The following is a 22,902-nucleotide window of genomic DNA, read 5'->3' as shown; positions in this document are numbered from 1 at the left end:
TGTCTGGCTCGGCGACCGGTTGTGCTGTCCGACGGCAGTCCTGCGTGCGGGACTGTGCCGGGGCGGTGGTCCGCCGATAGGTACGGCGGAGAGAAACGTGCAGGTGCGTGGGTGGTTCCGGCGAGAAGCCCCCGAGCTGGAAGCGTGGGAATGTCACGCCGATTCCGGAGCGTGCCCGAAACTGCTGGCAGTGATCAAAGCAGTCGGGGAGGCTCCCGGAAGAAAGGTGGTCCCTGATAGGGACACTGAGCACCAAGCCATGGCGGCTTCGGATGCGCACTTGAGACTAACACTACCGGATCCAACAGACATTCCCCCTCTCCATCACCGGCTTCGGCGCCCTTCCGCGCGGGTTCCGCGCGGGCTCCGCGCGGGCGGCCTGCCCTGGCCGCCCGCCCCTTGCCGGCTGTGTCCTCTACTGAACGGATCAGCCGCCCTGGGTTCCCAGCGGAAGTACGCTCGCGCCCGCGGCGTCGAGTGCGAGCCGGTTGGCCGCCCACCCCTCGCCCGCGAGCCGTGCGACCTTGTCGGCCGCACCGTTGTCGACCAGCGCGAGGACCGTGGGGCCCGCGCCGGAGATCACCGCGGGGATGCCGTCCGCCCGCAGCCGGGCCACGAGCGCCGCGCTCTCGGGCATCGCCGGGGACCGGTACTCCTGGTGGAGACGGTCCTCGGTGGCCGGCAGCAGGAACTCGGGACGCCTGGTCAGGGCCTCTACGAGCAGACCCGCGCGGCCCGCGTTTACGGCCGCGTCCACGTGCGGGACGGTGCGCGGCAGCAGGCCGCGCGCGGTCTCCGTCAGGACCGGCTTGGTCGGGACGAAGACCACCGGAACGATGGAATCGGCGGGCTCCATGCGGATCGCCTTGGCGCTGCCGCCGTCCATCCACGCAAGGGTGAAGCCGCCGAGCAGACAGGCGGCGACGTTGTCGGGGTGGCCCTCGATCTCGGTGGCGAGCTCGAGCAGCGCCGTGTCGTCGAGCTTGGCCTCTCCGCCTATGGTCACGGCGCGGGCGGCCACGATCCCCGCGCAGATGGCGGCGGAGGAGGAGCCGAGGCCGCGGCCGTGCGGGATGCGGTTGGCGCAGACGACCTCGAGGCCGCGCGGCTGGCCGCCCAGCAGGTCGAAGGCGGTGCGCATGGAACGTACGAGGAGGTGGCTCTCGTCCCGCGGCAGGGTGTCGGCACCTTCGCCCGCGATGTCGATGTTCAGGCCGGAATCGGCCACGCGTACGACGACATCGTCATAGAGCCCCAGGGCCAGCCCGAAGGCGTCGAAGCCCGGGCCGAGGTTGGCACTGCTGGCGGGAACGCGCACCCGTACGGCGGCGGCGCGGAACGCTGGACCGGCCATCTTCCGATGACACTCCTTGTGACTGTGCGAGACGGGATCTTCACTGGCTCGCTGTGAATGTACTGGAGAACGTACGACACCCGAAGGCCCTGTGGGCAGCACCGCGGTCATATGCGCGACGGCGGATGTAAGTACAGCCTATCGAAGGAAGGTTCTTCTCCGACATAGGGCGCACGACAGGCGCACGATGCGTGTCGCGGGCTCCTGCGGGGATTTTGGTGCCGTACGGCCCGAGTTGCCGGATTCCTCAGCCTTCGAAAGGCTTCCTGAATCCGGCAACCCGGTCACTGAACTGCGGGGCCTGCCGGAACTGCGGGACCTGCGGTCAGACGAGACCGAGGCGGATCGCGGCGGCCTCGGCGTCCACCGGAATGGTGACCGGCTGCGGAGCGCCGGCGACCGCCCAGTCGGGGTCCTTCAGGCCGTTGCCGGTGACGGTGCACACGATCTTCTGGCCGGGGTCGACCAGGCCGAGCTCGGCCGCCTTGAGCAGGCCGGCCACCGACGCGGCCGAGGCGGGCTCGACGAAGACACCCTCCTGAGCGGCCAACAGGCGGTAGGCGGACAGGATCTGGCGGTCCGTCACCTCGTCGATGAAGCCGCCCGACTCGTCCCGGGCCTGCAGGGCGTAGTCCCACGAGGCCGGGTTGCCGATGCGGATCGCGGTGGCGATGGTGTGCGGCTCCTTGACGATCTCGCCGCGCACGATCGGCGCGGAGCCGGAGGCCTGGAAACCCCACACGCGGGGCGTACGGGAGGCCAGGCCGTCGGCCTTGTACTCCTTGAAGCCCTTCCAGTACGCGGTGATGTTGCCGGCGTTGCCGACGGGCAGCACGTGGATGTCGGGGGCGTCGCCGAGGGCGTCCACGATCTCGAAGGCCGCCGTCTTCTGGCCCTCGATGCGCACCGGGTTGACGGAATTGACCAGCGCCACCGGGTAGTTGTCGGACAGCGCGCGGGCCAGGTCCAGGCAGTCGTCGAAGTTGCCGTCGACCTGAAGGATCTTGGCGCCGTGCACGAGCGCCTGGCCCATCTTGCCGAGCGCGATCTTGCCGCGGGGCACGAGGACGGCGGAGACCATCCCGGCGCGCACCGCGTAGGCGGCGGCGGAGGCCGAGGTGTTGCCCGTGGAGGCGCAGATGACGGCCTTGGCGCCGTCCTCCTTGGCCTTGGTGATCGCCATGGTCATGCCGCGGTCCTTGAAGGACCCGGTGGGGTTGGCCCCCTCGACCTTGAGGTGTACCTCGCAACCAGTGCGCTCGGAGAGCACCTGGGCGGGGACGAGGGGAGTGCCGCCCTCGCGGAGCGTGACCACCGGGGTCGTCGCCGTGACCGGCAGACGGTCCCGGTACTCCTCGATGATGCCGCGCCACTGGTGGGTGCGATTGCTGCTCATGGGTCCTTACTCCCCTTCAACACGCATGATGCTGGAGACACCGCGGACGGTGTCCAGCTTCCGCAGCGCCTCGACGGTCCCGGAGAGGGCAGCGTCGGGCGCACGGTGAGTGACGACGACGAGGGAGGCCTCGCCGTCCTTGCCCTGCTGCCGGACGGTGTCGATCGAGACCCCGTGCTCCGCGAAGCAGGTCGCCACCTGGGCGAGCACGCCCGGCTTGTCCGCCACATCGAGGCTGATGTGGTAGCGGGTGACGACATCCCCCATGGGGCTGACCGGCAGCTGGGTGTACGCCGACTCGCCCGGCCCCGTTGCCTCGGCGAGCTTGTTGCGGCAGACGGCGACGAGGTCGCCGAGGACCGCCGACGCGGTGGGCGCGCCGCCCGCGCCGGGCCCGTAGAACATGAGCCGGCCGGCGGCCTCCGCCTCGACGAAGACGGCGTTGTACGCCTCGCGGACGGAGGCGAGCGGGTGCGTCAGCGGGATCATCGCCGGGTGGACGCGGGCGGTGACGGACTCGCCGTCGGCGGCGCGCTCCAGGATGGCGAGGAGCTTGATGGTGCAGCCCATGCGCTTGGCGGACGCGAAGTCGGCGGCGCTGACCTCGGTCATGCCCTCGCGGTAGACGTCGTCGAGGCGGACCCGGGTGTGGAAGGCGATGCCGGCCAGGATCGCGGCCTTGGCGGCGGCGTCGTAGCCCTCCACGTCGGCGGTGGGGTCGGCCTCGGCGTACCCGAGGGCGGTGGCCTCGTCGAGGGCCTCCTGGTACCCGGCGCCGGTGGAGTCCATCTTGTCGAGGATGAAGTTCGTCGTGCCGTTGACGATGCCCATCACCCGGTTGATCTTGTCGCCCGCGAGGGATTCGCGCATGGGGCGGACCAGCGGGATGGCGCCGGCGACGGCGGCCTCGTAGTACAGGTCCAGCCCGGCGGTCTCGGCGGCGGCGTGCAGTGCGGCGCCGTCCTGGGCGAGCAGGGCCTTGTTCGCCGAGACGACGGAGATGCCGTGGTCGAAGGCGGTGGTGATCAGTGTGCGGGCCGGCTCGATGCCGCCGATGACCTCGATCGCGATGTCGATGTCACCCCGTTTGAGGAGCGCGGTCGCATCGGTGGTGACCAGGGCCGGGTCGATGCCCTCGCGCACCTTGGAGGGGCGGCGGACGGCCACGCCCGCGAGCTCGACGGGCGCGCCGATCCTGGCCGTCAGGTCGTCGGCGTGCGTCGTCATGATGCGGGCAACTTCCGAGCCGACCACTCCACAGCCCAGCAGCGCCACCTTCAGCGGACGCGTACGCATCATTCGACCTACGCCTTTCGATCTTCACATCAGTACCTGTTGCGCGGTTTGCACCCCAGGTGTGAACCAGTCTCACTCAATGGACAACAGTTTCCACCCTCGGTCCATTGAGTGAGACACCTATTCGGGGGTCCGGGGGGAGTCCCCCAGAAGAATGCGTGTCACCCGACGTCGAGACGCAGGAGATCTTCCTCCGTCTCCCGGCGGACGATGACACGCGCCTCGCCGTCGCGCACGACGACGACCGGCGGACGGAGCACGTGGTTGTAGTTGCTCGCCATCGACCGGCAGTACGCGCCGGTCGCCGGGACCGCGAGGAGGTCCCCGGGGGCCACGTCGGCGGGCAGGAACGCGTCCTTGACCACGATGTCGCCGCTCTCGCAGTGCTTGCCCACGACGCGCACGAGCATGGGCTCGGCGTCGGAGGTGCGGGAGGCGAGGATGACCGAGTACTCGGCGTCGTACAGGGACGTCCGGATGTTGTCGGACATCCCGCCGTCGACGGAGACGTAGGTCCGCAGGCCCTCCAGCGGCTTCACCGTCCCCACCTCGTACAGGGTGAAGGCGGTCGGCCCCACGATCGCCCGTCCGGGTTCCACGGAGATCCGCGGGGCGCGCAGACCGGCCGCCTCGCACTCGCGGGCGACGATCTCGTGCAGGGCCTTGGCGATCTCGTGCGGCTCGCGCGGGTCGTCGCCGGAGGTGTAGGCGATGCCGTAGCCGCCGCCGAGGTCGATCTCAGGGAGCTCCACCCCGTGCTCGTCGCGGACGGCCGCGAGGAGCTGTACGACGCGCTTGGCGGAGACCTCGAAGCCGGCCATGTCGAAGATCTGCGAGCCGATGTGCGAGTGGACGCCGAGCACCTCCAGGCTGTCGTGCCCCAGGGCGCGCCGTACGGCCTCTGCGGCCGATCCGTCGGCGACGGCGATCCCGAACTTCTGGTCCTCGTGCGCGGTGGCGATGAACTCGTGGGTGTGCGCCTCCACGCCCACGGTGACGCGGATCTGCACGGGCTGGCGCACGCCGAGCTCACGGGCGATGTGCGCGACGCGGGCGATCTCCTGGAAGGAGTCCAGCACGATCCGGCCGACGCCGGCCTCGATGGCGCGGGTGATCTCCGAGGTGGACTTGTTGTTGCCGTGGAAGGCGATCCGCCCGGCGGGCATCCCGGCGGCGAGTGCGGTGGCGAGCTCCCCGCCGGAGCACACGTCCACGTTGAGCCCCTCCTCGTTCAGCCACTTCACGACGGCCTTGGAGAGGAACGCCTTGCCGGCGTAGAAGACGTCGGCGTCCGGACCGAAGGCGTGCGCCCAGGCACGGCAGCGCGCCCGGAAGTCCTCCTCGTCGAGGAAGTAGGCCGGGGTCCCGAACTCCTCGGCGAGACGGGTCACTTCGATCCCGCCGACGGTGACGACCCCCTCGGCGTTGCGGCCGACCGTGCGCGCCCAGACCTTCTCGTCGAGGGCGTTGAGGTCGGCGGGCGGCGGGGAGTAGTGGCCCTCGGGCAGGACGTCGGCGTGGCGGGGGCCGGCGGGGTGTGCGGAACGGCTCATCTCGGCATTCTCTCTTCGCAAATCGTCCGGATCGCAGGCGAGTCACATCGGATCACATACGCATCGCGGGCATCACAGGTGGTCGGGCGCGTCTATGCCGAGCAGGGTCAGGCCGCCGGCCAGCACCGTCCCGGCGGCTTCGGCAAGGGCCAGCCGGGCACGGTGGGCGGCCGAGGGTTTCTCGTCCCCCTTGGGCAGGACCTGGTACTGGAAGTCGAGGAGGGCGTCGGCCAGCACGACGAGCTGGCGGGCGAGCCGCTCGGGCGCCCGGTGGTGCGCGGCGGCTTCGAGGACGAGCGGGTGGTCGAGCAGGGCGCCGAGCAGCGCGTCGGCGCCGGGGACATCACCGGGGACATCACCGGGGTCACCACTGAAGCCGAGCCACTCGGCGTTGCGGGTGAGCGCCCGCACCCGGTCGTGGGCGTACCGCACCCGGAAGAACTCGCTCGACTCGTCCTGGACGAGCAGCGCAGCGGAGAACACGGGGGTCTCGGCGGCGGGAACGCCGACCATCGCCCACACGGCGGCACCGGCCCCGTACGCGGCGACCACATCCCCGTCCCGCTTGGCGACGGGGGCGACACGGAGGGCGGCGGCGGCACGCTCCCCCTCCGCCCCCTGGCTCCGGGCAATCCGCTGCACGGCCGCGCACACGACGCGCTCGCGCAGGGCCGCACCGGGGACGCCGACGGGCTCGGGGGCCACGCGCCCCCCGGGGGCGCAGCCGTACGACGCCCCGCCGGCTCGAATGCCCCGTACCAGCTCACCGACCGGACTCGCGGCGAGTACGAAGTTCAGGAACCCGGCGCCGGTGACCTCGACGCGGTCGATCCCGGAAGCGGCCGCCAGCCGGGGCGCCAGCAGTTCGGCCACCACCCGGGGCGCGACGCCGGCCCCCTTGGCCACCCCGAAGGCGACGGGCGAGGCGTAGTCCCCCACTCCCCCGGGCCGGGTCCGCTCGACGACGACCCGCTCGGGCACGACCACCCCGGCGGGCAGCTCCCCGTCCTCGACGGCGCGGCGCAGGGCGCGCACGACGGAGCGGGAGAGGTCGACGGGGGTCACGTGACCAGCCTAGGGGAGAAGCCCCCACGTCACGCCAAGGGTTTCGCCATGTGAACAGCGGGCCCCGGCGGAAGGGACGGAAAGATCATCCCGCCTGGGCGGATCACCCCGCTGGGGGGTGGATCACCCCACTGAGGGACGGATCATCCCCGTTCCCTCCCCGCGGGAGCACCCTTCCGCTGCTCGCGCTGCTCTCGCTGCTCGCGCCGGTCACGTTGGTCACGGCGGTCGATGAGCCGGCGGACGACCCGCACCAGCTCCGTCGGCTCGAAGGGCTTGGCGAGGAAGGCGTCCACCCCGGCGGCGATCCCGGCCTCGACCTCGTTCTGCGTACAGGCGCTCACGATCGCCAAGGGCAGGTGCCGCGTCCTCGGATCGGCCCGCAACTGCGCGGCGGTACCGAACCCGTCCAGGCGGGGCATGACCACATCAAGAGTGATCACATCGGGCAGCACGTGGTGAACGACGTCCAGACACTCGGCACCATCGTTCGCGGTCACGACCTCGAAGCCCTCCAGCTCGAGATTGACCTTGATCAACTGCCGGATGACCTTGTTGTCGTCGACAACAAGCACCCGACCCGAGGCGCCTGACACAACTCGAGAGTAGGTCGAGCCCCGCCCCCGCGTCCGGGCTTTCGCCACTTCCACCCCCTCCGAGCGACCCGCACCCCCCTCCCCCGGAATCCGTTCCTGATCACCGTCCGGAAGCTGGTAGTGTTCAACCCGTCGCCGCAACACCAGCGACAGCGCCCCCGTAGCTCAGGGGATAGAGCAACGGCCTCCGGAGCCGTGTGCGCAGGTTCGAATCCTGCCGGGGGCACTCCGGAACAAGGCTCTGACCAGCGGAAACGCAGGTCAGAGCCTTTCTTGTTCATGCCAAAACGCACACGGTCCTATGACCGTTGCTCTTTCCGGGGGCGGGCGGCACCTCACCCGCCGTGACCGACCCCTTCGACCTCGGATCTCCGCAGGTCGGAGCTGTTTCGGCGGTCGCTCTCCGCGCTTGCCGGCCTTCAGAGACGAGCACTGTGCGGTCTGACCCTCCTTGCGTCGCCACTCCCGTGGGAACGGCCTGTGACCTGCTCTGACGCGCCTGCGGATGAGGCGAAACGTAAACGGTCTGGTGGGTTTCCGACTGGACGCCCAGTCTCGAGCGGCGGCGGTGAGGCGCAGTCGGCACCCGTCATGCTTCACGTGATGCGTCATCGGCAACGGGGACCCCGGCCTGCCCCCCGACGACATCCCCCGGAGCACCGGACGGGGTCGCTCAGCGCAGCCGCACTCACGCGTGCGCAAGGAGTGCGAGCCGTCGAGCTCAGTGGCGCCCGACCCTTGCCAGCAACATGACCACGCCGGTGATGAGGCAGGACAAACCGATGATCACCTCAGGAGACCCTGGGCGGGAATGGGTGTAAAGGACAGCGCCAGCAAGGGTGGTGGGAGCACCGATGCCTACCAAAGCGACGGCCAGGCGGAACTCGGTGACGTGGTGTCGCAACCAGGAGATAGTGCGGGTGCCGGGCATGGCAGGTCAGACCTCGGTCCGTGTCGGGCGGCGGGAGAACCACACCGCCCTGATGAGGCAGGCAACGACTGCCGCACTGAACACGAGACCCGCTGCGGTGCAGGCCGTCACCACACGCGTCGGCGCGTCCAGCATCCGCGGGACGGCATTGAGCGGGGCAAGGACATAGAGGCACAGGAGGGCCCAGGCATACGGAACCACCGCTGCCCTTGACGGCAACTTGGGCGGCGTCCATCCGGCGAGCATCGCCACGGGGAGTGGGGGCAGGAGCAGGGTCGCCGTCGCGAGGGCGATGGCGTGGAACGCCGGATTTCCGTTCATCGGTACCTCTCTGGTGCGAACGCCCACCATAGAGGGGCTTCGCGTGACACGTGCATGCCGGAGTCCGGCAGCATCGACCCTCTTGGACTGCCGTCAGAGAGCCGTCAAAAATGCGTAAGGAATGTATAAAGTAGCCGGTGGTGTGCCGGGAAGCCTGGTCGGCGAACAGGGGACAACTCTCTTCGCGAATCGGGGCTCTGCCATGGTGCTCGTCGCTGTTTTCGGTGTGGCGCTGCTGATTGCCGTGCTGCTGTCGGGGCTCGCCGCCCGTACGGTCCTTTCGACCTCCCTCCTCTTCCTGCTGAGCGGGGCCCTCGTCAGCGACGGGTTCCTGGGGCTGATCCACATCACCCCTGACAGCGAAATCGTCTCGGTCACCGCCGATCTGGCCCTCTTCGCCGTGCTGTTCACCGACGGCATGCACGTCTCCTTCCCGAAGCTGCGGCGGAACTGGAAGAACCCGGCCCGCGCGCTCGGGCTCGGCATGCCGCTCGCTATGGCCGGCATGGCCCTGATCACCCACTACCTCGTCGGCCTGGACTGGACGACCTCGTTCCTGGTCGGGGCGGTACTCGCGCCCACGGACCCGGTGTTCGCCTCCGCGATCGTGGGCCGCCGGGAGGTCCCGGCGAAGCTGCGGCAGCTGCTGAACGTCGAGAGCGGCATCAACGACGGCCTCGCGCTGCCCGTCGTGTTGATCCTCATCGCCGCCGCAGGGCCCACCTCCGGCCAGGCACACGCCTCCGTGGGCTCGATCGCCCTGGAGCTCGGCCTGGGGCTGGTCTTCGGCATCGTGCTGCCTCTGGCGGTCGCGGGGCTGGTGCGGCTGCGGCTGCTGGGGGCGGAGCCGAAGCTGCAGCCGCTGCTGCCGCTGGCCACCGGGATCATCCTCTACGGGCTGTGCCACCTCACCCACGCCAACCCCTACCTGGCCGCGTTCTCCGCCGGCGCCGTCCTGGCCTCCGTATCGCCCGAAGGGAAGACGGTCTTCGAGCCGCTCGGCGAGGCGTTGGCAGAACTGGCCAAGTTCGCCGCCCTGTTGGTGTTCGGTGCCCTGCTGACGCCGCAGCTGTTCGGAGACCTGTCGGTGGGCGGATACGTGGCGGTGGTGCTGGCGATCATGCTGATCCGCCCCGCCTCCCTGCTGGTCTCACTGCTGGGGGCACGAATCGAGCGGCGGGAGAAGCTGGTGGCCGCCTGGTTCGGACCCAAGGGTTTCGCCTCGGTCGTCTACGGGCTGCTGGTCCTGCAGGCCGGCATCCCGCAAGGCGAGGAGGCGTACACCCTGATCGCCGTCTGCATCGCCTTCTCGATCACCGCCCACTCCAGCACCGACGTACCGATCGCCCGCCTCTTCCGCGTCGACGACCTTGCCGGCATCACGAGCGAGGACCACACCGCGAAGCCGTCCGCCGTTCCCGCCCCGAGAAGTGCACCCGACCAGGAGACGCACCATGCCCGCCCGTGAACTCGCCGAGCCCTACCCCCATGTGACCACCGACGACCCAGCTGTGGACGCGGTCCGCCTGCTCGCCGAACAGAACCTGCCCGCACTCCTGGTTCTGGACAGCGAGGGAACCCCGTACGCAATCGTTCCGGGCTCCCAGCTTGTACGCCAGCTCGTACCCGAGTACGTGATGGAGGACCCGCTGCTGGCCCCAGTCATCGACGAGCGGCACGCCGAAGCGATGGCCGAAGGCCTGGCGGGCAAGACGGTCGCCGAGTGGCTGCCCCGGCGCGAGTTCAAGCCGCATTACATCGGCCCGGACGCGGGGACGATGGAGATCGCGGCCGCCATGGCCCGCACCCACGTCCCCCTGGTCGCGGTCGTCGAACGCGACGGTGACACGGGTCGGCTCATCGGGGTGGTCTCGGCGGCGTCCCTGATGCGCCACCTGCTCCAGGCGGGCGGGCACGCGTGAGCGACTGGCACAGCTGGGCCGCGATCGCCGTCTTCGCCGGCGCCTACATCCTGATCATCAGCGAATGGGTGCACCGGGTCGCCGCGGCCCTCGGCGGCGCCGCGCTGATGCTGGCCATCGGCGCCACCGATGACATCGCGGCCTTCCACTCCGATAAGACCGGTATCGACTGGAACGTCATCTTCCTGCTGCTCGGCATGATGATGATCGTCGGCGTGCTGAAGCGCACCGGCCTCTTCGAGTACCTGGCGATCTGGTCCGTGAAGAAGGCCAGAGCCCGGCCCTTCCGGGTGATGACCATGCTGATCGTCATCACCGCGGTCGCCTCGGCGCTCCTGGACAACGTCACCACCGTACTGCTGGTCGCCCCCGTCACCCTGCTGGTGTGCGACCGGCTACGGCTCCCCGCAGCTCCGTTCCTGATCGCCGAGGTCTTCGCCTCCAACGTGGGCGGCACCGCCACCCTCGTCGGCGACCCGCCCAACATCATCATCGCCAGCCGCGCCGGCCTCACCTTCAACGACTTCCTCGTCCACCTCGCCCCGCTGTGCGCCGTCCTGATAGTCGTCCTGGTCGCTCTGTGCCGGGTGATGTTCGCCAAGCACTTCGTCTACGACGAGAAGCGCGCCGCCGAGCTGATGGAACTGCGTGAACGCGAGGCGATCCGCGACCCCCGGCTGCTCGTCCAGGGTTTGGGTGTCCTCGCCCTGGTCGTCGCCGGATTCGTCCTCCACCCCGTCCTGCACTACGAACCCAGCGTCGTCGCCCTCCTCGGCGCCGGCCTGCTCGTCGCGGTCTCCAAGGTCGAGACGGGCGAGGTGCTCGGCGAAGTGGAGTGGCCCACGCTCGCGTTCTTCGCGGGCCTGTTCGTCATGGTCGGTGCCCTCATTGAGACCGGTGTCATCGGCGAACTCGCCGGCTCCCTCGCGGACGCGATCGGGGGCGCCGAACTCGGCGGCTCCATGCTCCTGCTGGGCGGTTCCGCCGTGCTCTCCGGGATAGTCGACAACATCCCCTACGTCGCCACCATGGCGCCCGTCACCAGCGAGCTGGTCACCGACATGGGCGGTGATCCCGACCACGTCATGTGGTGGGCCCTGGCCCTCGGCGCCGACCTCGGCGGCAACGCCACCGCCATCGGCGCCTCCGCCAACGTCGTCGTCCTCGGCATCGCCGAACGCAACCGGACCCCGATCACCTTCTGGCAGTTCACCAAGTACGGGCTCGTCGTCACCGCCGTCACGATCGCCGTCGCCGCCCTCTACCTGTGGCTGCGCTACTTCGCCCTCGCATGAGAGCCGGCCGTGCCGGAAAGGGAGCATGCCCGTGGCCCGTCATGACCGGCCCACCGAAGCCATATCGATCGTCTTGTGGTGGGCCGCCCTCACCCTGCTCCTGTGGTGCGGCGGACAGGTCCGACACCAGCCCGCGTCCGCCGTGACCTGCGCCGCGAGCGCGGCTCTGCTGGTCGCTCTGGGAGAGATCGGAGCGTGGCTGCGCCGACGGTGGCGTGCCCGCTCCCGGCTCCCGCGGCGGCACTGAGGGCCGTACTCAGGCCCCGGCTTCGCCCGGCCAGCCCAGCAAACGAGCGCCGATCACCGCCGTCTGGAGCGTGTAGCGATTCACAGGATCAGCCGGGTCGGCGCCGGTCAGCTTGTGGATCCGCTCCAGCCGGTAGGTCAGGGCCCGCACACTCAGCGACAGGCGGCGGGCCGCCTCGGTCGCCACGCAGCCGCTGTCGAAGTAGGCGGTGAGCGTGTCGATGAAGGGCTGGGCGCCCCCGCGGCCGTTCCGGAGAGGGCCCAGCACACTTTCCACCAGGTCGGCCATGGCCTGCCGGTCCCGGGTCAGGACCGGGTAGACCAGCAGGTCGGCGGCGTGCAGCACCGGCCCCTCCAGACCCATCCTCTCCGCCAGTTCGAGGGCGTTGAGGGCCTCCTCATACGAGTGGACGACCCCGCCGGCCCCCGGGTGCGAGCGGCCTATGGCGACCCGGCCCCCGCCGGTGGCCGCGTACGCCCGCTTCGCGAAATACGCCAGGACATCCGGCTGCTCGCCCGGCGCGACGCAGATCAGCCGCCCGTCCTTCGTGGTCAGCAGGAGTTGCCGGTTGCCGAACCGGGCCAGGACGGTCTCCTCGATCCCCCGGGCCACCGGGTAGCCGTCACCGTACGGCTCCGGGCCCTCGGCGACCGCGACCGCATGGGCCTGCGACAGCCGCAGCCCGAACCGCTCGGCCCGCTCCGCCAGCCGCCCCAGATCACTGCCGCCGTACAGCAGGTCGTCGATGAACTCCCGGCGCGCGGCCTCCTCCTGCCGCACCGCCTGGTGCTGCGCCCGCTCGTACCCCTCAGCGAAGGCGTCCACCGCCTGCTCGACAGCGGCCAGCAGCGGGCCCATGGACCCGGACGGCAACCGCGGCTGCATCTCCCGCGCCGCGCCCAGATGGTCCCGGATGAGCCCGCGCAGCGCCAGGCCCGCCTCCGCCGCCCGCGTGCCCTGCACCCTGCGGGACTCCAGCTCGGCACGGGTGAGTCGACGGCCCGTGACACAGGCGTCCAGCAGGATTTCGGCATACCCCGTCACATACTCCGCCGGTACAGCTCCATCGGTCATGGCCCTCCCCCGATCCTGACGACTCCATGACACGTCCTTGACGCGGGGACCAGGGTGACACGTGCCGAGGCGCGCGCCGCCATCGGCATCAGGGCGGCGTCAAGACTGCCGGTCACCGGCAATGCGCGGCCGGGCACGGCACGGGCAGGATCAGGTCACGGGGGAGCCGGCACGGCCCGGATGCCGAGCTGCGGAAGCAGGGGGCGGCATCCGGGCCGGTGGTGGGACCCGTCGGCGCACTCGGCTCAGGGCTGCCGGGCGGCAAGCCACACGGCGGCGACCGCAGCGAGAACGAGAGCCCCCGAGGCGAACAGCGGCAGGCCGGGGCCCGGCAACGCATACATCGCCGCCCCGGCCGCCGTCAGGACGGCGCCGAAGGCGAAGAGCGGGGTAAGCGGCCCGCTGCGGGAACGGCGAGTCATGGAATGGCTCCTGGCAGGGAGGAGGACATCGTGGCCACAGACGGAGCAGGACCGCCGTACAGCGACGCAGACCACTCGACAGGAGGAGATCCGCCTGCCCTCCATGCCCGGTGCTGATGCCAATCTCCACGCCGGACCGGAAGGCACTCGTGCCCCCACGGTAATGCCCCCGCCCCAGGCCCTGAAGGCTGCGGCCCGCCCGCTGCGCCGTGACAACGGCCAGCTGCTGCGGGCCACCGAGCGGTTCCACATCTCGCCGACCACCGCCCACCCACGGGCGTCGGGCGAGGCCGACCTGCCCAACACGCCTCCCTCGCGCCCCCGGAGCCGGCACGACCAGCTCCGGCACCGTCCGCTGTGGTTCAGCTGATGTCGAAGAGCGGGCCCGTGATCGTCAGGCCGAGGTCGTCGCCGACGTACGAGAAGAACGCGATCAGCATCAGTGCGGCACCGCCCAGGGCGGTGTCCTTCAGGAAGTGGGTCTGCTCCGTCTGCCGCGCCTGTGGGTCTTCCTCCCGCCAGAACCCGTGCATCAGGACGGCGGCAGTGAAGGCGAAGGCGGCGAGGAGAAGAGCGCCGAGGTCCGCCCAGATGCCGAGGGCGATGCTCAGTCCTCCGGCGAGGATCACCAGGCCGCTGGTGATCGTTGCCGGGACGGCGGCCGGTACGCCTCTGGAGGCGGCGTAGGCCCCCATGGCCTGGGTCTTGGTGAGGTGTGCGACTGCTGAGCCGAGGAAGATCAGCGCAAAGAGAACGCGTCCGATCAACACCAGTACGTCCATGGCGACCTCCAGGAGAAACCGTCCCCCGCGGCACCTCGATTTTCCCACCGTGTCCCCCTGGTGTCTCTACGCTGAGTGGTGCCGTCCCGGTGGCGTTCCCCCGTGCCACCGGTACGGCTCTCGTGCGTCCGGGTTCAGGCCGTGTCTTCGGCGACGCGCCCCGGCGGGGCAAGGGCAGCGGGGCGGCGGGGCGGGGATGTCGTCATCAGAAGCGAGGGCCCTCCTCGTCTGCCACGTCGCGCTGGTGGTCCCGGTCGGTGCGGTGGTTGTCCGCCTCGGTGGGCGGGCAGCAGGCGTCGCGGCCGGAGCGGCGGCGGCGCACGATCGCGGTGATCCCGGCGGCCACCAGTACGACGACAGCGGCGATCAGCCAGGGGTTTCCCAGGGCGCCGCCGATTCCGGCGAGAACGCCACCGGCGATCAGCACGGGCAGGGCGCAGCAGGCGATCATCAGCAGGGCGATGCCGAGCCCGGCTGCGGCCGTGCCGGCACCGGAGGGCTCGTTGTTACGGCCGGGGGGCCGGTGGGTGGCAGGCACGGGCGGGACTCTCCTTGCAGCTCTCAGTCCTGGCTGTCGGGGATGCGGGTGCAACAGGTCAGGGCGGTGGCGTTGTCGGCGGCCAGGGATCGGGCCAGTACGACCAGGTCGGCCACGCGCGGGTCACCGACGGAGTAGCGCAGCTTTCGCCCGTCGCGCTCGGCGGTGACATAGCCGCAGTCCACGAGGCAGGAGAGGTGGACCGAGACCCGCGGCTGGGAGATCCCGGCGCGCTCGACGCATTCGGCGGAGGTGCGCTCGCCGCGCAGGATGAACTCCAGCAGCTTGAGCCGGGTCGGGTCCGCGAGGGCGCGGAAGAACCGCGCCACCGTGTCCAGATGGGTGCAGGGGACCTCGTCCTCGAGGGACGTCGGTGCGGCAAGGCTCTGGGGCATACGGGCGGCCTCCACGACTGGAACTATTTGCCTATCCGAATAGTATGCTGATATCGAGCCATTCGGCAAGGCGCATAGCAGCTGGCCCGGAACCCTGGGCTCCGTACGAGGAGACCGCATCGTGAACACGGCGAAATCCGGCTTCGATCTGGCGGTCATCGGCTCCGGCTCTGCGGCGTTCGCCGCCGCCATCGCCGCCACCAATCAGGGCAAGCGCGTGGTGATGGTCGAGCGCGGCACCGCTGGTGGTACCTGCGTGAACGTGGGCTGCGTGCCGTCCAAGGCGCTGCTGGCCGCCGCCGAGGCCCGCCACGGTGCGCTGGCGGCTGGACGCTTCCCCGGCCTGACTGCGGCCGAGGTCCCGGTCGGCTTCCCGGACCTGATCGGCGGGAAGGACGCTCTGGTCGCCCAGCTGCGGGCGGAGAAGTACACCGACCTCGCCGACGGGTACGGCTGGGAGATCGTGCACGGCACCGCCGCCTTCACCGGGACCACCGATGCCCCGGCCCTGGACGTCGCCCTGAACGACGGCGGCAACAGCCGCATCGAGGCCGCGCACTACCTGATCGCGACCGGCTCGGCCCCATGGGCGCCGCCCGTGCCGGGCCTGGAGGATGCGGGCTACCTGACCTCCACCACGGCAATGGAGCTCGATGTGCTGCCGGAGTCGATGGTGGTAGTCGGGGGGAACGCGGTCGGCCTGGAGCTGGCCCAGCTCTTCGCCCGCCTCGGCACCCGCGTGAGCGTCGTCGAAGCATTGGACCGGCTCGCCCCGTTCGAGGAGCCCGAAGTCTCCGCCGCGTTCGAGGAGGTCTTCACCGGCGAGGGCATCGCCGTGCACACCGGTGCGGCCCTCGCCGCCGTCCGGCGTGACGAGCCCGGCTACACCCTCACCGTCAGCGGCGGGGCTCCCGCCGAGCTGCGGGCCGAGCAACTGCTGATCGCCACCGGTCGCCGCCCCGTCACGGCGGGGCTGAACCTTGACACGGTGGGAGTGAAGACCGGGGCGCGTGGCGAAGTCGTCGTGGACGACTACCTGCGCACCTCCAACGAGCGGATCTGGGCCGCGGGTGACGTCGCCGGAGGGCCTCAGTTCGTGTATGTGGCCGCCGCCCAGGGAAGCCTGGCCGCCGACAACGCCCTCGCCGGGGCAGGCCGCACTCTGGATTACACCGCGCTGCCCCGGGTCACTTTCACCAGCCCGGCCATCGCCGCCGTCGGCATGACCGACGCCCAGGTGGCCGAGGCCGGGATCCGCTGCGACTACCGCACTCTGCCGCTTCAGTACGTACCCCGGGCGCTGGCCAACCGCGACACTCGGGGCCTGGTCAAGCTCGTCGCCGACGCCGACACCGGGCGCGTGCTCGGCGTCCACGTGATCGCCGACGGCGCCGGGGAGATCATCACCGCCGCCACCTATGCGATCACCGCCGGGATGACCGTCGCCCAGCTCGCCCATGCCTGGGTCCCGTACCTGACCATGGCCGAAGCCCTCAAGCTCGCCGCGCAGACCTTCACGGCGGACGTCGCCAAGCTCTCCTGCTGCGCGGGCTGAGCCGACGGCAACGGAACGGAGGCGCTCGTGGAGACGAGCCGGCCCGTGGGTCGTAGGCCCGCGATGACGGTCGGGGAGCTGTCCCGCCGCACCGGCGTACCGGTCAAAGCCCTGCGCGAGTACACCGACCTCGGGCTGATCTACACTCTCGGCCGCAGCCCCTCGAATTACCGCCTGTACGACGCCGAGGCCCTGTGGTGCGTGCACTTCATCGGCGAGCTGCGCGGGCTCGGGCTGACCGTGGCCGAGATCCGCGCCCTGACCGCCGTGTGTCTGGGCGGCCCCCCAACGGGCTGGCCGGCTCGCACCTGGCCGAGCTGCTGCACCGCTCCCGGGAGCGGCTGCTGCAACGCATCGCCACCCAGCAGCAGATCCTGGACCGGATCGAGAAGTTCGAGGCCGAGCACCAGGCGGACTTGGCGGAGGGCGAACTGTGCTGGGCCGGTGATCCCCGGGGCTGTGGCCTGCGGGCTTGACCCTCACCCCGGGGGCAGACCCTACAGTCGGCGGCATCGGACCCATCCACGCATGGAAGGGATGACCCGCCGTGGACACCGACACCCAGAAGATGGCCGCCCGCTTCACCGACACGGTCAACCGCGCCCCGGGCGTGAAGCTCTGGCTGCTGCACCCGCTGCTGACCCTGCTGGCGGCCGGTGAGCCGGTCGCAGTCGACCAGCTCGCCGACCGGGCCGGCCGCACCGCGGACGAGATCCGTCAGGCGCTCGCCGACATGCCCGACACCGAGTACGACACCGACGGCCGCATCATCGGGAACGGCCTCACCCAGAACCCCACCCCGCACCGCTACGAGACCGGCGGTCGCACCCTGTACACCTGGTGCGCGCTGGACACCCTGGTCTTCCCGGCCATTATCGGCCACACCGCCCAGGTGACTTCCCCCTGCTGGGCCACCGGGGAGCCGGTCCGCCTGACCGTGACCCCGGACGGACCCACGCACGTGGAACCGGCCACGGCCGTCGTCTCCCTGGTCACCCCCGACGCTCCGGCCTCGGTCCGCGTCTCCTTCTGCAATCAGGTCCACTTCTTCACCAGCGCCGACGCCGCCAAGGACTGGCTCGCCGAGCACCCCGGCGCTCAAGTCCTGCCGGTCGCCGATGCCTTCGAGGTCGGGCGGCCAGTTGTCGAGAAGGCCCTCGCCGACGGCACCGCGACGGCCACAAATACGACAGACGGCGATTGTCAGCGGTCACGCTGCAATTCCCCACTTCCGAGTGCTTGAGCGTACGCAATTCGCCACCCTCGCGGTCACGTTTCCCCATGGGGACGGCGGTCGCGTGCGGTGACTCGAACGGCATGCGAGCGGGTCCGTCTTCAGAGCGGTTCGCAAGTGTGAGGGAAGGCCGGCCGGGGCAGCAGATCCGGGATCCGCTGCCGCTCACCCGTTCGGCCCACCGGCCGAGTTCCGTTTCGGCCCTGTTCCACACAGCGGGAGGCGTGGGGAGGAAGGGACGGGTGTACAGAGTCGGGCGCGCGGCCATGTTGCGGATCGGATGCGGGCGCGCAGGATGGCTTTCGGGGAATCCAGTCGCCAGTTGGCCCACTGCTCCGATAGGGGTCGGGGTCGTGGCCAGCAGCCGAACAACCTCGGGGAACCGACGAAGTCAGGGCGTCAGCCTGAGTCTCCACGAGTGTGGAAGGAAACCGCGCCATGCCGCAAACCGCGTCAGCGCTGCAGTACGACACCTTGTGTGTGCGCCGGTCGGGCCTGACCCGCGACCTGCCGCCCGGCACGGAAGAGCTCCAGTGGGTGGTCAACACTGCGACGTTGATCTTCGGCGAGCGCGACGCCGTGCTGGTCGACACGTTCCTCACCGTCGAACAGAATCAGCAGCTCGTCGACTGGGTGAAGACGCAAGACCGCAACCTGGCCTATGTCTACATCACGCACGGCCATGGCGACCACGGCTTCGGCGTGAAGCAGCTCATCGAGGCATTCCCCCAGGTCAAGGCGGTCTCGACCGCCGCAGCGGTAGCCAAGGCGAAGTTCGAAGGCACACCGCCCTACATCGACACCTTCTGGACCTCGCGCTTTCCGGGCCAGGTCCCGCAGCCGCAGGTCTTCCCGGAGGTCCTGGACGGCGACACGTTCACGCTCGAAGGGCACCCGCTGCGGGCGGTCGAAACCGGCTTCACCGACTGCGAGGGCAGCACCGCGCTGTGGGTGCCGGACCTGCGGCTGGTCGTGGCCGGAGACGTCGCCTACAACGGCATCCACCAGTACTTGGGTGAGACCACCACCGCGTCGCGGGAGGAATGGATGCGCGCCACTGACGCGCTCGCCGCGCTCGACCCTGCCTTCGTCGTCGCCGGCCACAAGAACCCCGATCTGCCCGACGACCCGAAGATCCTGGCCGAGACCAAGAAGTACCTGGGTGACTTCAACCGGCTGGACGCCGAGACCCAAACGGCGACCGAACTGTACGAGGCGATGCTTGCGCTGTACCCGAACCGGGCGAACCCAGGTTCGCTCTGGGGCGGGGCGAACAGGGCCAAAGCGTCAGAACGGTGACACCTTCCCCGCCTCCCAGGACACCGGGCCTCGGTGACCTTGATGCCGGCTTCCCCCGCCGAATTGAGGCAGGGGAAGCTGGTCGGCGGCCGGTGCCTCGGTGAGCGCACGTCGGCCGCCCTTCTTCAGCCCGGGCACGCACGGCTGCCTTCCGAGGGCCTCCTGCGCGCCGGCGGCGGCGGGCCGCCTACACCGAAGGTCCTCCCGCCGCGGGAGAGCGGACCCCCGGCTCCGTCTGCACGGCGCCGGGGGCGGACAGCGAGGTGAGCGAGGTGGACCGCTGGAGCCACTGCCTCACCCTCGCCGCGAGCGCGATGACGAGGACCGTCGCCAGCAGCTGGGTGAACACCACGAAGTAGACGGTGTGCTCCTGCAGCTCGCCGCGGTCGGCCGCCCATACATCCATGGCCGCGAAGAAGGTGAACTGTGCCATCCACCCCGCGATGACGCAGATCAGCAGCATCGCGTTCTTCCGGAGCAGCGCGACCAGGGCGAGAATGCCCAAGGTGGCCTCGACGCTCTTGGCCGCCCAGAGAGCAGGTTTGACATACTCGGGTCCGGCATGGACGGTGGCCTGCAGGTACTTCGCGATCTGCGGGGTCCGGTCCTTCCAGCCGGGACCCAGGCCCGGCGAGTCCGGCGCGTGAGCGGCCCACGGCCCGAGGGACGTGCGATGGTGGCGGCATGTTCGAGTCGACCAGCACGCTGCCCGGGCAGATGCGACTGATCTGGATCGGTGACGCCCAGGACGGCAGCGGGCGCCGCCAGATCTTCTCCGACACCGTCAGCCGCTGCACCTGGACCAGTCCCGCCACCTGGGACACCTCCGGTCGCCTCCTCGTGCGCAGCGCCCTGGGCCAACAGGCCCAAGCCGACCGGCCCCTCACCTCCGGTGTCATCTCCCGGAACGGGGAGGGCGGCGAAACCCTGCGCAGCGTCAGCGGCCACATTCTGCACCTCGACGGTGCCGGTGGCGTGCGCATCGACACCCCCGACGGGATGCGTGACGTCCCCCTGGTCGGCGTCTTCTTCGTCCACGACCCCGAACGCACCACCGGCCGCCGCACCGTCTCCGGGCTGATCTGATCGGCAGGGCCGCTGTGGCCGGATGGGTGACTCCTGGAGGCGTGTCGGCTCGCCGCCGCGTCGCGCACGGGTGCGCGGTGGATGTTGAGGTCATGTCTCACCACCTCAGCGGACCGAATCTGCGCTCCCCCATGGACGACGCCCGGCTCGATCTGACGGATCTCTTCGCGTTCACCTCCCCGGCGACCGCACCGTCCTGATCATGAACGTTCATCCGATCGCGCCAGCCGAGGGCGCGGCCTTCCATCCGGACGCCGTGTACCGGATCAACGTCGACACCGACGGCGACCAACAGGCCGACGTGGCGTTCAGCCTCGTCTTCTCCCCGCCCCGTGACGGAAGCCAGACCGCCACCATGTACCGGGCGACCGGTACACAGGCCCGCGCCCACGAGGCCGTCGGCTATGAGATCTTCACCGACGCGCCGGTCGGCTCCGGCCCAGAGCCGGCCGTGGTCGAAGCCGGCCCCTACCGGTTCTCCGCCGGGCCGCGCAGCGACCCGTTCTTCGCCGACCTGGACGGCATCGTCAAGGAGTTCCAGTGGACCGGCGTCGACTGGGGCGCCGACAAGAACGTCCTCGGCATCGTGCTGGAGATGCCGAACGCCGAGCTCGCCGCCGACCCGACAATCGGGGTGTGGGCGCGAGTGAGCCTGCACCAGGACGGACAGCTCAAGTCCGTCGACCGCGGCGCCCACCCGTCCCTGACCGCGTACTTCAACGCCGAGGACGCCAAGGACACCTACAACGCAGGCGAACCCGCGAAGGACTGGGACACCTACCGCGAGCCATGGACCGCGGCGCTCCAGCACTTCGGCAACTACGAGCCCCGCGCCGCCGAGCAGGCCCTGCGCACCGTTCTGCCGGACATCCTGCGCTACGACCGCGCCAGGCCCGCCGCCTACCCCAACGGCCGCACCCTGACCGACGACGTCACCTCTGCCCGCCTGTCCATGCTCTCCAACGGGAAGATCACCACCGACCATATCGCCGCGCACACCGACCTGCTGCCCGCCTTCCCCTACCTCGGCACCCCCCATCCCCTGCCGGCAGGCGGCTGACCCGATTCGTGTACGGCCCGTCGACATGGAGTGGACTGCGGGCGGGGCTGATCACTCGTCTCGGACGCCTCGGCGACCATCGCCACGATTCGGGCGATGGCCGACTCGGAAGGGTCCCGCTCGACCCGCACACGCAGGGCTCCGGTGCTGTTCGGCGCGCCGGCGAACATCTCGTCGCCCGCCTCCTTGACAACGGGCAGCGGCTCGCCAGTGATGGGGGCCTGGTCGCCCTCGCTCGCTCCATCCAGCACCCGACCGTCTGCCTACCCGTACGCCCTCTACGACCACCACGTTGCCGGACTCGTCGACCAGGCCCTCTACCAAGTCGAGGACGTGCCCTTGGGCCTGCGCGACACCCCTGACGAGACGGTGGAAGCCCTGGCCCGGCAGTAGACGGCGCCCGCCGGGCCCGATGTGAGCGATCCTGAAGACATGAACGTCGAGGTCCTGGTCGTACCGGACTGTCCCCACGCCGCGCCCGCCGCCGCCCGGGTGCGCCAAGTGCTCGCCGATCTCGGTCTGGACGGCATCGAGGTCACCACGCGCGTGATCACCGGCCAGGATCAGGCGGAGAGGACCGGCTTCACCGGTTCTCCGACCTTCCTCATCGACGGGCGCGATCCGTTCGCCGAGCCCGGCCATCCGGCGGGGCTTGCGTGCCGGGTATACCGGACACCGGACGGCCTCTGCGGTCTCCCCAGCTCAGGGCAGCTGTGGCAGGCCCTGACCGGCACCCCCGGCCAGGCCGGCGGTGACACCGGAACCGGCCCGGGACACGAAGGGAAACACGGTCCGTGAAGGACAGCGAGCAGGATCTGGCGGATGCGCAGTGGCGCCACTGGCAGGGCACCTATAGCGCCTATCCCGGCATGTACGGCGGAGGGCCCTCCGCCCCCGCGCTCCACGCCTCGGCGGTCTTCCGGGCGGCTGGGGCGAAGGACGTAGTGGAACTCGGCGCCGGCCACGGCGGCGACGCTCTCCACTTCGCCGGTGCGGGATTCACCGTCCTGGCCACCGACTTCAGTGCGACCGGCTTGGAGCAGTTGGAGAAGGCCGCCCGGGAGCAGGGCGTCGCCGAGCGGGTCACCACAGCCGTCCACGATGTGCGTCAGCCCCTCCCGCTCCCGGACGACTGTGTGGACGCGGTCTTCGCGCACATGCTGCTGTGCATGGCCCTGTCCACCCAGGAGATCCTCAGATTGGTGAACGAGGTGCGCCGGGTGCTGCGGCCGGGCGGGACGCTCGTCTACACCGTCCGGCACACCGGCGACGCCCACTACGGCACCGGCATAGCCCACGGCGACGACATCTACGAGCGCGGCGGGTTCGCCGTGCACTTCTTCCCCCGCTACCTGGTCGACGCGCTCGCCGACGGCTGGAGGCTGGAGGAGGTTCACCCCTTCGAGGAAGGCGACCTGCCCCGATGCCTGTGGCGCGTCACCCAGGTCCTGCCCCCGTCAGCACAATTCCTGTGACAACAC

The 22,902-nt window shown here is 70.3% G+C and carries 25 protein-coding genes, 1 tRNA gene and 2 pseudogenes; 15 read left to right on the top strand and 13 right to left on the bottom strand.

Features of this window, described 5'->3' with window-relative positions:
* Positions 1-427 precede the first annotated feature (427 nt).
* From thrB to NLX94_RS19525, 6 genes are all read right to left on the bottom strand, one after another.
* Entirely contained in the window at positions 428-1,354 is a 927-nt protein-coding gene (thrB, locus tag NLX94_RS19550; RefSeq protein ID WP_254384237.1) for a homoserine kinase, read from the bottom strand.
* A gap of 325 nt (positions 1,355-1,679) precedes the next feature.
* Positions 1,680-2,750, bottom strand: coding sequence for a threonine synthase (thrC, locus tag NLX94_RS19545; protein WP_254384236.1), 1,071 nt, complete (start codon positions 2,748-2,750; stop codon positions 1,680-1,682).
* A gap of 6 nt (positions 2,751-2,756) precedes the next feature.
* Entirely contained in the window at positions 2,757-4,049 is a 1,293-nt protein-coding gene (locus NLX94_RS19540) for a homoserine dehydrogenase (protein ID WP_254384235.1), read from the bottom strand.
* A gap of 158 nt (positions 4,050-4,207) precedes the next feature.
* A complete protein-coding gene (lysA, locus tag NLX94_RS19535) occupies positions 4,208-5,599 on the bottom strand; it encodes a diaminopimelate decarboxylase (RefSeq protein WP_254384234.1) in 1,392 nt (463 codons plus the stop codon).
* A 72-nt stretch (positions 5,600-5,671) separates the two neighbouring features.
* The gene (gene nrtL, locus NLX94_RS19530; RefSeq protein WP_254384233.1) at positions 5,672-6,664 is read right to left on the bottom strand and encodes an ArgS-related anticodon-binding protein NrtL; all 993 of its coding nucleotides are present in this window, start codon (positions 6,662-6,664) and stop codon (positions 5,672-5,674) included.
* Positions 6,665-6,807: 143 nt separating this feature from the next.
* Positions 6,808-7,308: a response regulator gene (locus tag NLX94_RS19525; RefSeq protein ID WP_254384232.1), complete on the bottom strand. Its 501-nt coding sequence runs from the start codon at positions 7,306-7,308 to the stop codon at positions 6,808-6,810.
* Positions 7,309-7,414: 106 nt separating this feature from the next.
* On the opposite strand from NLX94_RS19525, the gene NLX94_RS19520 reads away from it, so the two are divergent.
* From NLX94_RS19520 to NLX94_RS19500, 5 genes are all read left to right on the top strand, one after another.
* Positions 7,415-7,486 (top strand) — tRNA-Arg (locus tag NLX94_RS19520).
* A 1,228-nt stretch (positions 7,487-8,714) separates the two neighbouring features.
* Positions 8,715-9,980 carry a sodium:proton antiporter gene (locus tag NLX94_RS19515; protein ID WP_254384231.1) on the top strand — a complete coding sequence of 422 codons (1,266 nt, stop codon included), beginning with the start codon at positions 8,715-8,717 and terminating at the stop codon, positions 9,978-9,980.
* Positions 9,967-10,434: a CBS domain-containing protein gene (locus NLX94_RS19510; RefSeq protein WP_254384230.1), complete on the top strand. Its 468-nt coding sequence runs from the start codon at positions 9,967-9,969 to the stop codon at positions 10,432-10,434. The genes NLX94_RS19515 and NLX94_RS19510 overlap by 14 nt, the downstream gene beginning before the upstream one ends.
* Positions 10,431-11,729: an ArsB/NhaD family transporter gene (locus NLX94_RS19505; RefSeq protein ID WP_254384229.1), complete on the top strand. Its 1,299-nt coding sequence runs from the start codon at positions 10,431-10,433 to the stop codon at positions 11,727-11,729. The genes NLX94_RS19510 and NLX94_RS19505 overlap by 4 nt, the downstream gene beginning before the upstream one ends.
* Before the next feature lie 31 nt (positions 11,730-11,760).
* Positions 11,761-11,976 (top strand): hypothetical protein, encoded by a 216-nt coding sequence (locus NLX94_RS19500; RefSeq protein ID WP_254384228.1) that lies wholly within the window; start codon positions 11,761-11,763, stop codon positions 11,974-11,976.
* Between the two features lie 9 nt (positions 11,977-11,985).
* Here the strand turns inward: NLX94_RS19500 and NLX94_RS19495 are convergent, their stop codons facing one another.
* Positions 11,986-13,050: a CdaR family transcriptional regulator gene (locus NLX94_RS19495; RefSeq protein ID WP_254384227.1), complete on the bottom strand. Its 1,065-nt coding sequence runs from the start codon at positions 13,048-13,050 to the stop codon at positions 11,986-11,988.
* A gap of 245 nt (positions 13,051-13,295) precedes the next feature.
* Positions 13,296-13,472: a hypothetical protein gene (locus NLX94_RS19490; RefSeq protein WP_254384226.1), complete on the bottom strand. Its 177-nt coding sequence runs from the start codon at positions 13,470-13,472 to the stop codon at positions 13,296-13,298.
* A 163-nt stretch (positions 13,473-13,635) separates the two neighbouring features.
* Here NLX94_RS19490 and NLX94_RS19485 point away from each other — a divergent pair, with 163 nt between their 5' ends.
* Positions 13,636-13,842, top strand: a complete 207-nt coding sequence (locus NLX94_RS19485; RefSeq protein ID WP_254384225.1) for a hypothetical protein — start codon at positions 13,636-13,638, stop codon at positions 13,840-13,842.
* Here the strand turns inward: NLX94_RS19485 and NLX94_RS19480 are convergent.
* The 3 genes from NLX94_RS19480 to NLX94_RS19470 form a co-directional block, all read right to left on the bottom strand.
* The gene (locus tag NLX94_RS19480) at positions 13,835-14,254 is read right to left on the bottom strand and encodes a DoxX family protein (RefSeq protein ID WP_254384224.1); all 420 of its coding nucleotides are present in this window, start codon (positions 14,252-14,254) and stop codon (positions 13,835-13,837) included. The two genes, NLX94_RS19485 and NLX94_RS19480, sit on opposite strands and share 8 nt — an antisense overlap.
* A gap of 205 nt (positions 14,255-14,459) precedes the next feature.
* Complete coding sequence (locus tag NLX94_RS19475) at positions 14,460-14,792, bottom strand: hypothetical protein (RefSeq protein WP_254384223.1); 333 nt, start codon at positions 14,790-14,792, stop codon at positions 14,460-14,462.
* Positions 14,793-14,815: 23 nt separating this feature from the next.
* Positions 14,816-15,187, bottom strand: coding sequence for a helix-turn-helix transcriptional regulator (locus NLX94_RS19470; protein WP_254384222.1), 372 nt, complete (start codon positions 15,185-15,187; stop codon positions 14,816-14,818).
* Positions 15,188-15,308: 121 nt separating this feature from the next.
* Between NLX94_RS19470 and merA the strand changes: the two genes are divergently transcribed.
* The 5 genes and pseudogenes from merA (at position 15,309) to NLX94_RS19445 (ending at position 19,275) form a co-directional block, all read left to right on the top strand.
* On the top strand, positions 15,309-16,742 hold the full coding sequence (merA, locus tag NLX94_RS19465; RefSeq protein ID WP_254384221.1) for a mercury(II) reductase: 1,434 nt from the start codon (positions 15,309-15,311) through the stop codon (positions 16,740-16,742).
* 63 nt (positions 16,743-16,805) lie between these two features.
* Positions 16,806-16,943: pseudogene (locus tag NLX94_RS39380) on the top strand (MerR family DNA-binding transcriptional regulator); the annotation flags it as partial.
* 68 nt (positions 16,944-17,011) lie between these two features.
* Positions 17,012-17,218, top strand: a complete 207-nt coding sequence (locus NLX94_RS39375; RefSeq protein ID WP_254384396.1) for a hypothetical protein — start codon at positions 17,012-17,014, stop codon at positions 17,216-17,218.
* A 71-nt stretch (positions 17,219-17,289) separates the two neighbouring features.
* A complete protein-coding gene (merB, locus tag NLX94_RS19450; RefSeq protein ID WP_254384220.1) occupies positions 17,290-17,985 on the top strand; it encodes an organomercurial lyase MerB in 696 nt (231 codons plus the stop codon).
* 429 nt (positions 17,986-18,414) lie between these two features.
* Positions 18,415-19,275, top strand: a complete 861-nt coding sequence (locus NLX94_RS19445; protein ID WP_254384219.1) for an MBL fold metallo-hydrolase — start codon at positions 18,415-18,417, stop codon at positions 19,273-19,275.
* A gap of 187 nt (positions 19,276-19,462) precedes the next feature.
* Here the strand turns inward: NLX94_RS19445 and NLX94_RS19440 are convergent, their stop codons facing one another.
* Positions 19,463-19,780, bottom strand: a complete 318-nt coding sequence (locus NLX94_RS19440; protein ID WP_254384218.1) for a hypothetical protein — start codon at positions 19,778-19,780, stop codon at positions 19,463-19,465.
* A gap of 179 nt (positions 19,781-19,959) precedes the next feature.
* Between NLX94_RS19440 and NLX94_RS19435 the strand changes: the two genes are divergently transcribed.
* Both NLX94_RS19435 and NLX94_RS19430 read left to right on the top strand, forming a co-directional pair.
* Positions 19,960-20,361, top strand: a complete 402-nt coding sequence (locus tag NLX94_RS19435) for a hypothetical protein (protein WP_254384217.1) — start codon at positions 19,960-19,962, stop codon at positions 20,359-20,361.
* A gap of 202 nt (positions 20,362-20,563) precedes the next feature.
* Positions 20,564-21,421, top strand: coding sequence for a DUF4331 family protein (locus NLX94_RS19430; protein ID WP_254384216.1), 858 nt, complete (start codon positions 20,564-20,566; stop codon positions 21,419-21,421).
* A 56-nt stretch (positions 21,422-21,477) separates the two neighbouring features.
* Here NLX94_RS19430 and NLX94_RS19425 read toward each other — a convergent pair.
* Positions 21,478-21,684: pseudogene (locus tag NLX94_RS19425) on the bottom strand (heavy metal translocating P-type ATPase); the annotation flags it as partial.
* Between the two features lie 169 nt (positions 21,685-21,853).
* Between NLX94_RS19425 and NLX94_RS19415 the strand changes: the two are divergent.
* Together NLX94_RS19415 and NLX94_RS19410 are read left to right on the top strand one after the other, a co-directional pair.
* Positions 21,854-22,219 carry a hypothetical protein gene (locus tag NLX94_RS19415; RefSeq protein ID WP_254384215.1) on the top strand — a complete coding sequence of 122 codons (366 nt, stop codon included), beginning with the start codon at positions 21,854-21,856 and terminating at the stop codon, positions 22,217-22,219.
* Positions 22,216-22,896: a class I SAM-dependent methyltransferase gene (locus NLX94_RS19410; protein WP_254384214.1), complete on the top strand. Its 681-nt coding sequence runs from the start codon at positions 22,216-22,218 to the stop codon at positions 22,894-22,896. Before NLX94_RS19415 ends, NLX94_RS19410 begins: the two co-directional genes overlap by 4 nt.
* The last annotated feature ends 6 nt before the right edge of the window (positions 22,897-22,902 follow it).

It is taken from the genome of Streptomyces sp. TBY4 (genome assembly GCF_024213195.1).
GTDB lineage: Bacteria > Actinomycetota > Actinomycetes > Streptomycetales > Streptomycetaceae > Streptomyces.
Note: the sequence above shows the minus strand (reverse complement) of the source record. Positions and strands in the feature narration are given on the sequence as shown.

Coding starts and splice junctions, on each gene's coding strand:
- NLX94_RS19435 (WP_254384217.1), top strand. CDS start 19,960: ATGTTCGAGTCGACCAGCACGCTGCCCGGGCAGATGCGACTGATCTGG.
- lysA (WP_254384234.1), bottom strand. CDS start 5,599: ATGAGCCGTTCCGCACACCCCGCCGGCCCCCGCCACGCCGACGTCCTG.
- NLX94_RS19470 (WP_254384222.1), bottom strand. CDS start 15,187: ATGCCCCAGAGCCTTGCCGCACCGACGTCCCTCGAGGACGAGGTCCCC.
- NLX94_RS19510 (WP_254384230.1), top strand. CDS start 9,967: ATGCCCGCCCGTGAACTCGCCGAGCCCTACCCCCATGTGACCACCGAC.
- NLX94_RS19485 (WP_254384225.1), top strand. CDS start 13,636: ATGCCCCCGCCCCAGGCCCTGAAGGCTGCGGCCCGCCCGCTGCGCCGT.
- NLX94_RS19515 (WP_254384231.1), top strand. CDS start 8,715: ATGGTGCTCGTCGCTGTTTTCGGTGTGGCGCTGCTGATTGCCGTGCTG.
- NLX94_RS19430 (WP_254384216.1), top strand. CDS start 20,564: ATGAACGTTCATCCGATCGCGCCAGCCGAGGGCGCGGCCTTCCATCCG.
- NLX94_RS19415 (WP_254384215.1), top strand. CDS start 21,854: ATGAACGTCGAGGTCCTGGTCGTACCGGACTGTCCCCACGCCGCGCCC.
- NLX94_RS19445 (WP_254384219.1), top strand. CDS start 18,415: ATGCCGCAAACCGCGTCAGCGCTGCAGTACGACACCTTGTGTGTGCGC.
- NLX94_RS19490 (WP_254384226.1), bottom strand. CDS start 13,472: ATGACTCGCCGTTCCCGCAGCGGGCCGCTTACCCCGCTCTTCGCCTTC.
- NLX94_RS19540 (WP_254384235.1), bottom strand. CDS start 4,049: ATGATGCGTACGCGTCCGCTGAAGGTGGCGCTGCTGGGCTGTGGAGTG.
- thrB (WP_254384237.1), bottom strand. CDS start 1,354: ATGGCCGGTCCAGCGTTCCGCGCCGCCGCCGTACGGGTGCGCGTTCCC.
- NLX94_RS19495 (WP_254384227.1), bottom strand. CDS start 13,050: ATGACCGATGGAGCTGTACCGGCGGAGTATGTGACGGGGTATGCCGAA.
- thrC (WP_254384236.1), bottom strand. CDS start 2,750: ATGAGCAGCAATCGCACCCACCAGTGGCGCGGCATCATCGAGGAGTAC.
- NLX94_RS19480 (WP_254384224.1), bottom strand. CDS start 14,254: ATGGACGTACTGGTGTTGATCGGACGCGTTCTCTTTGCGCTGATCTTC.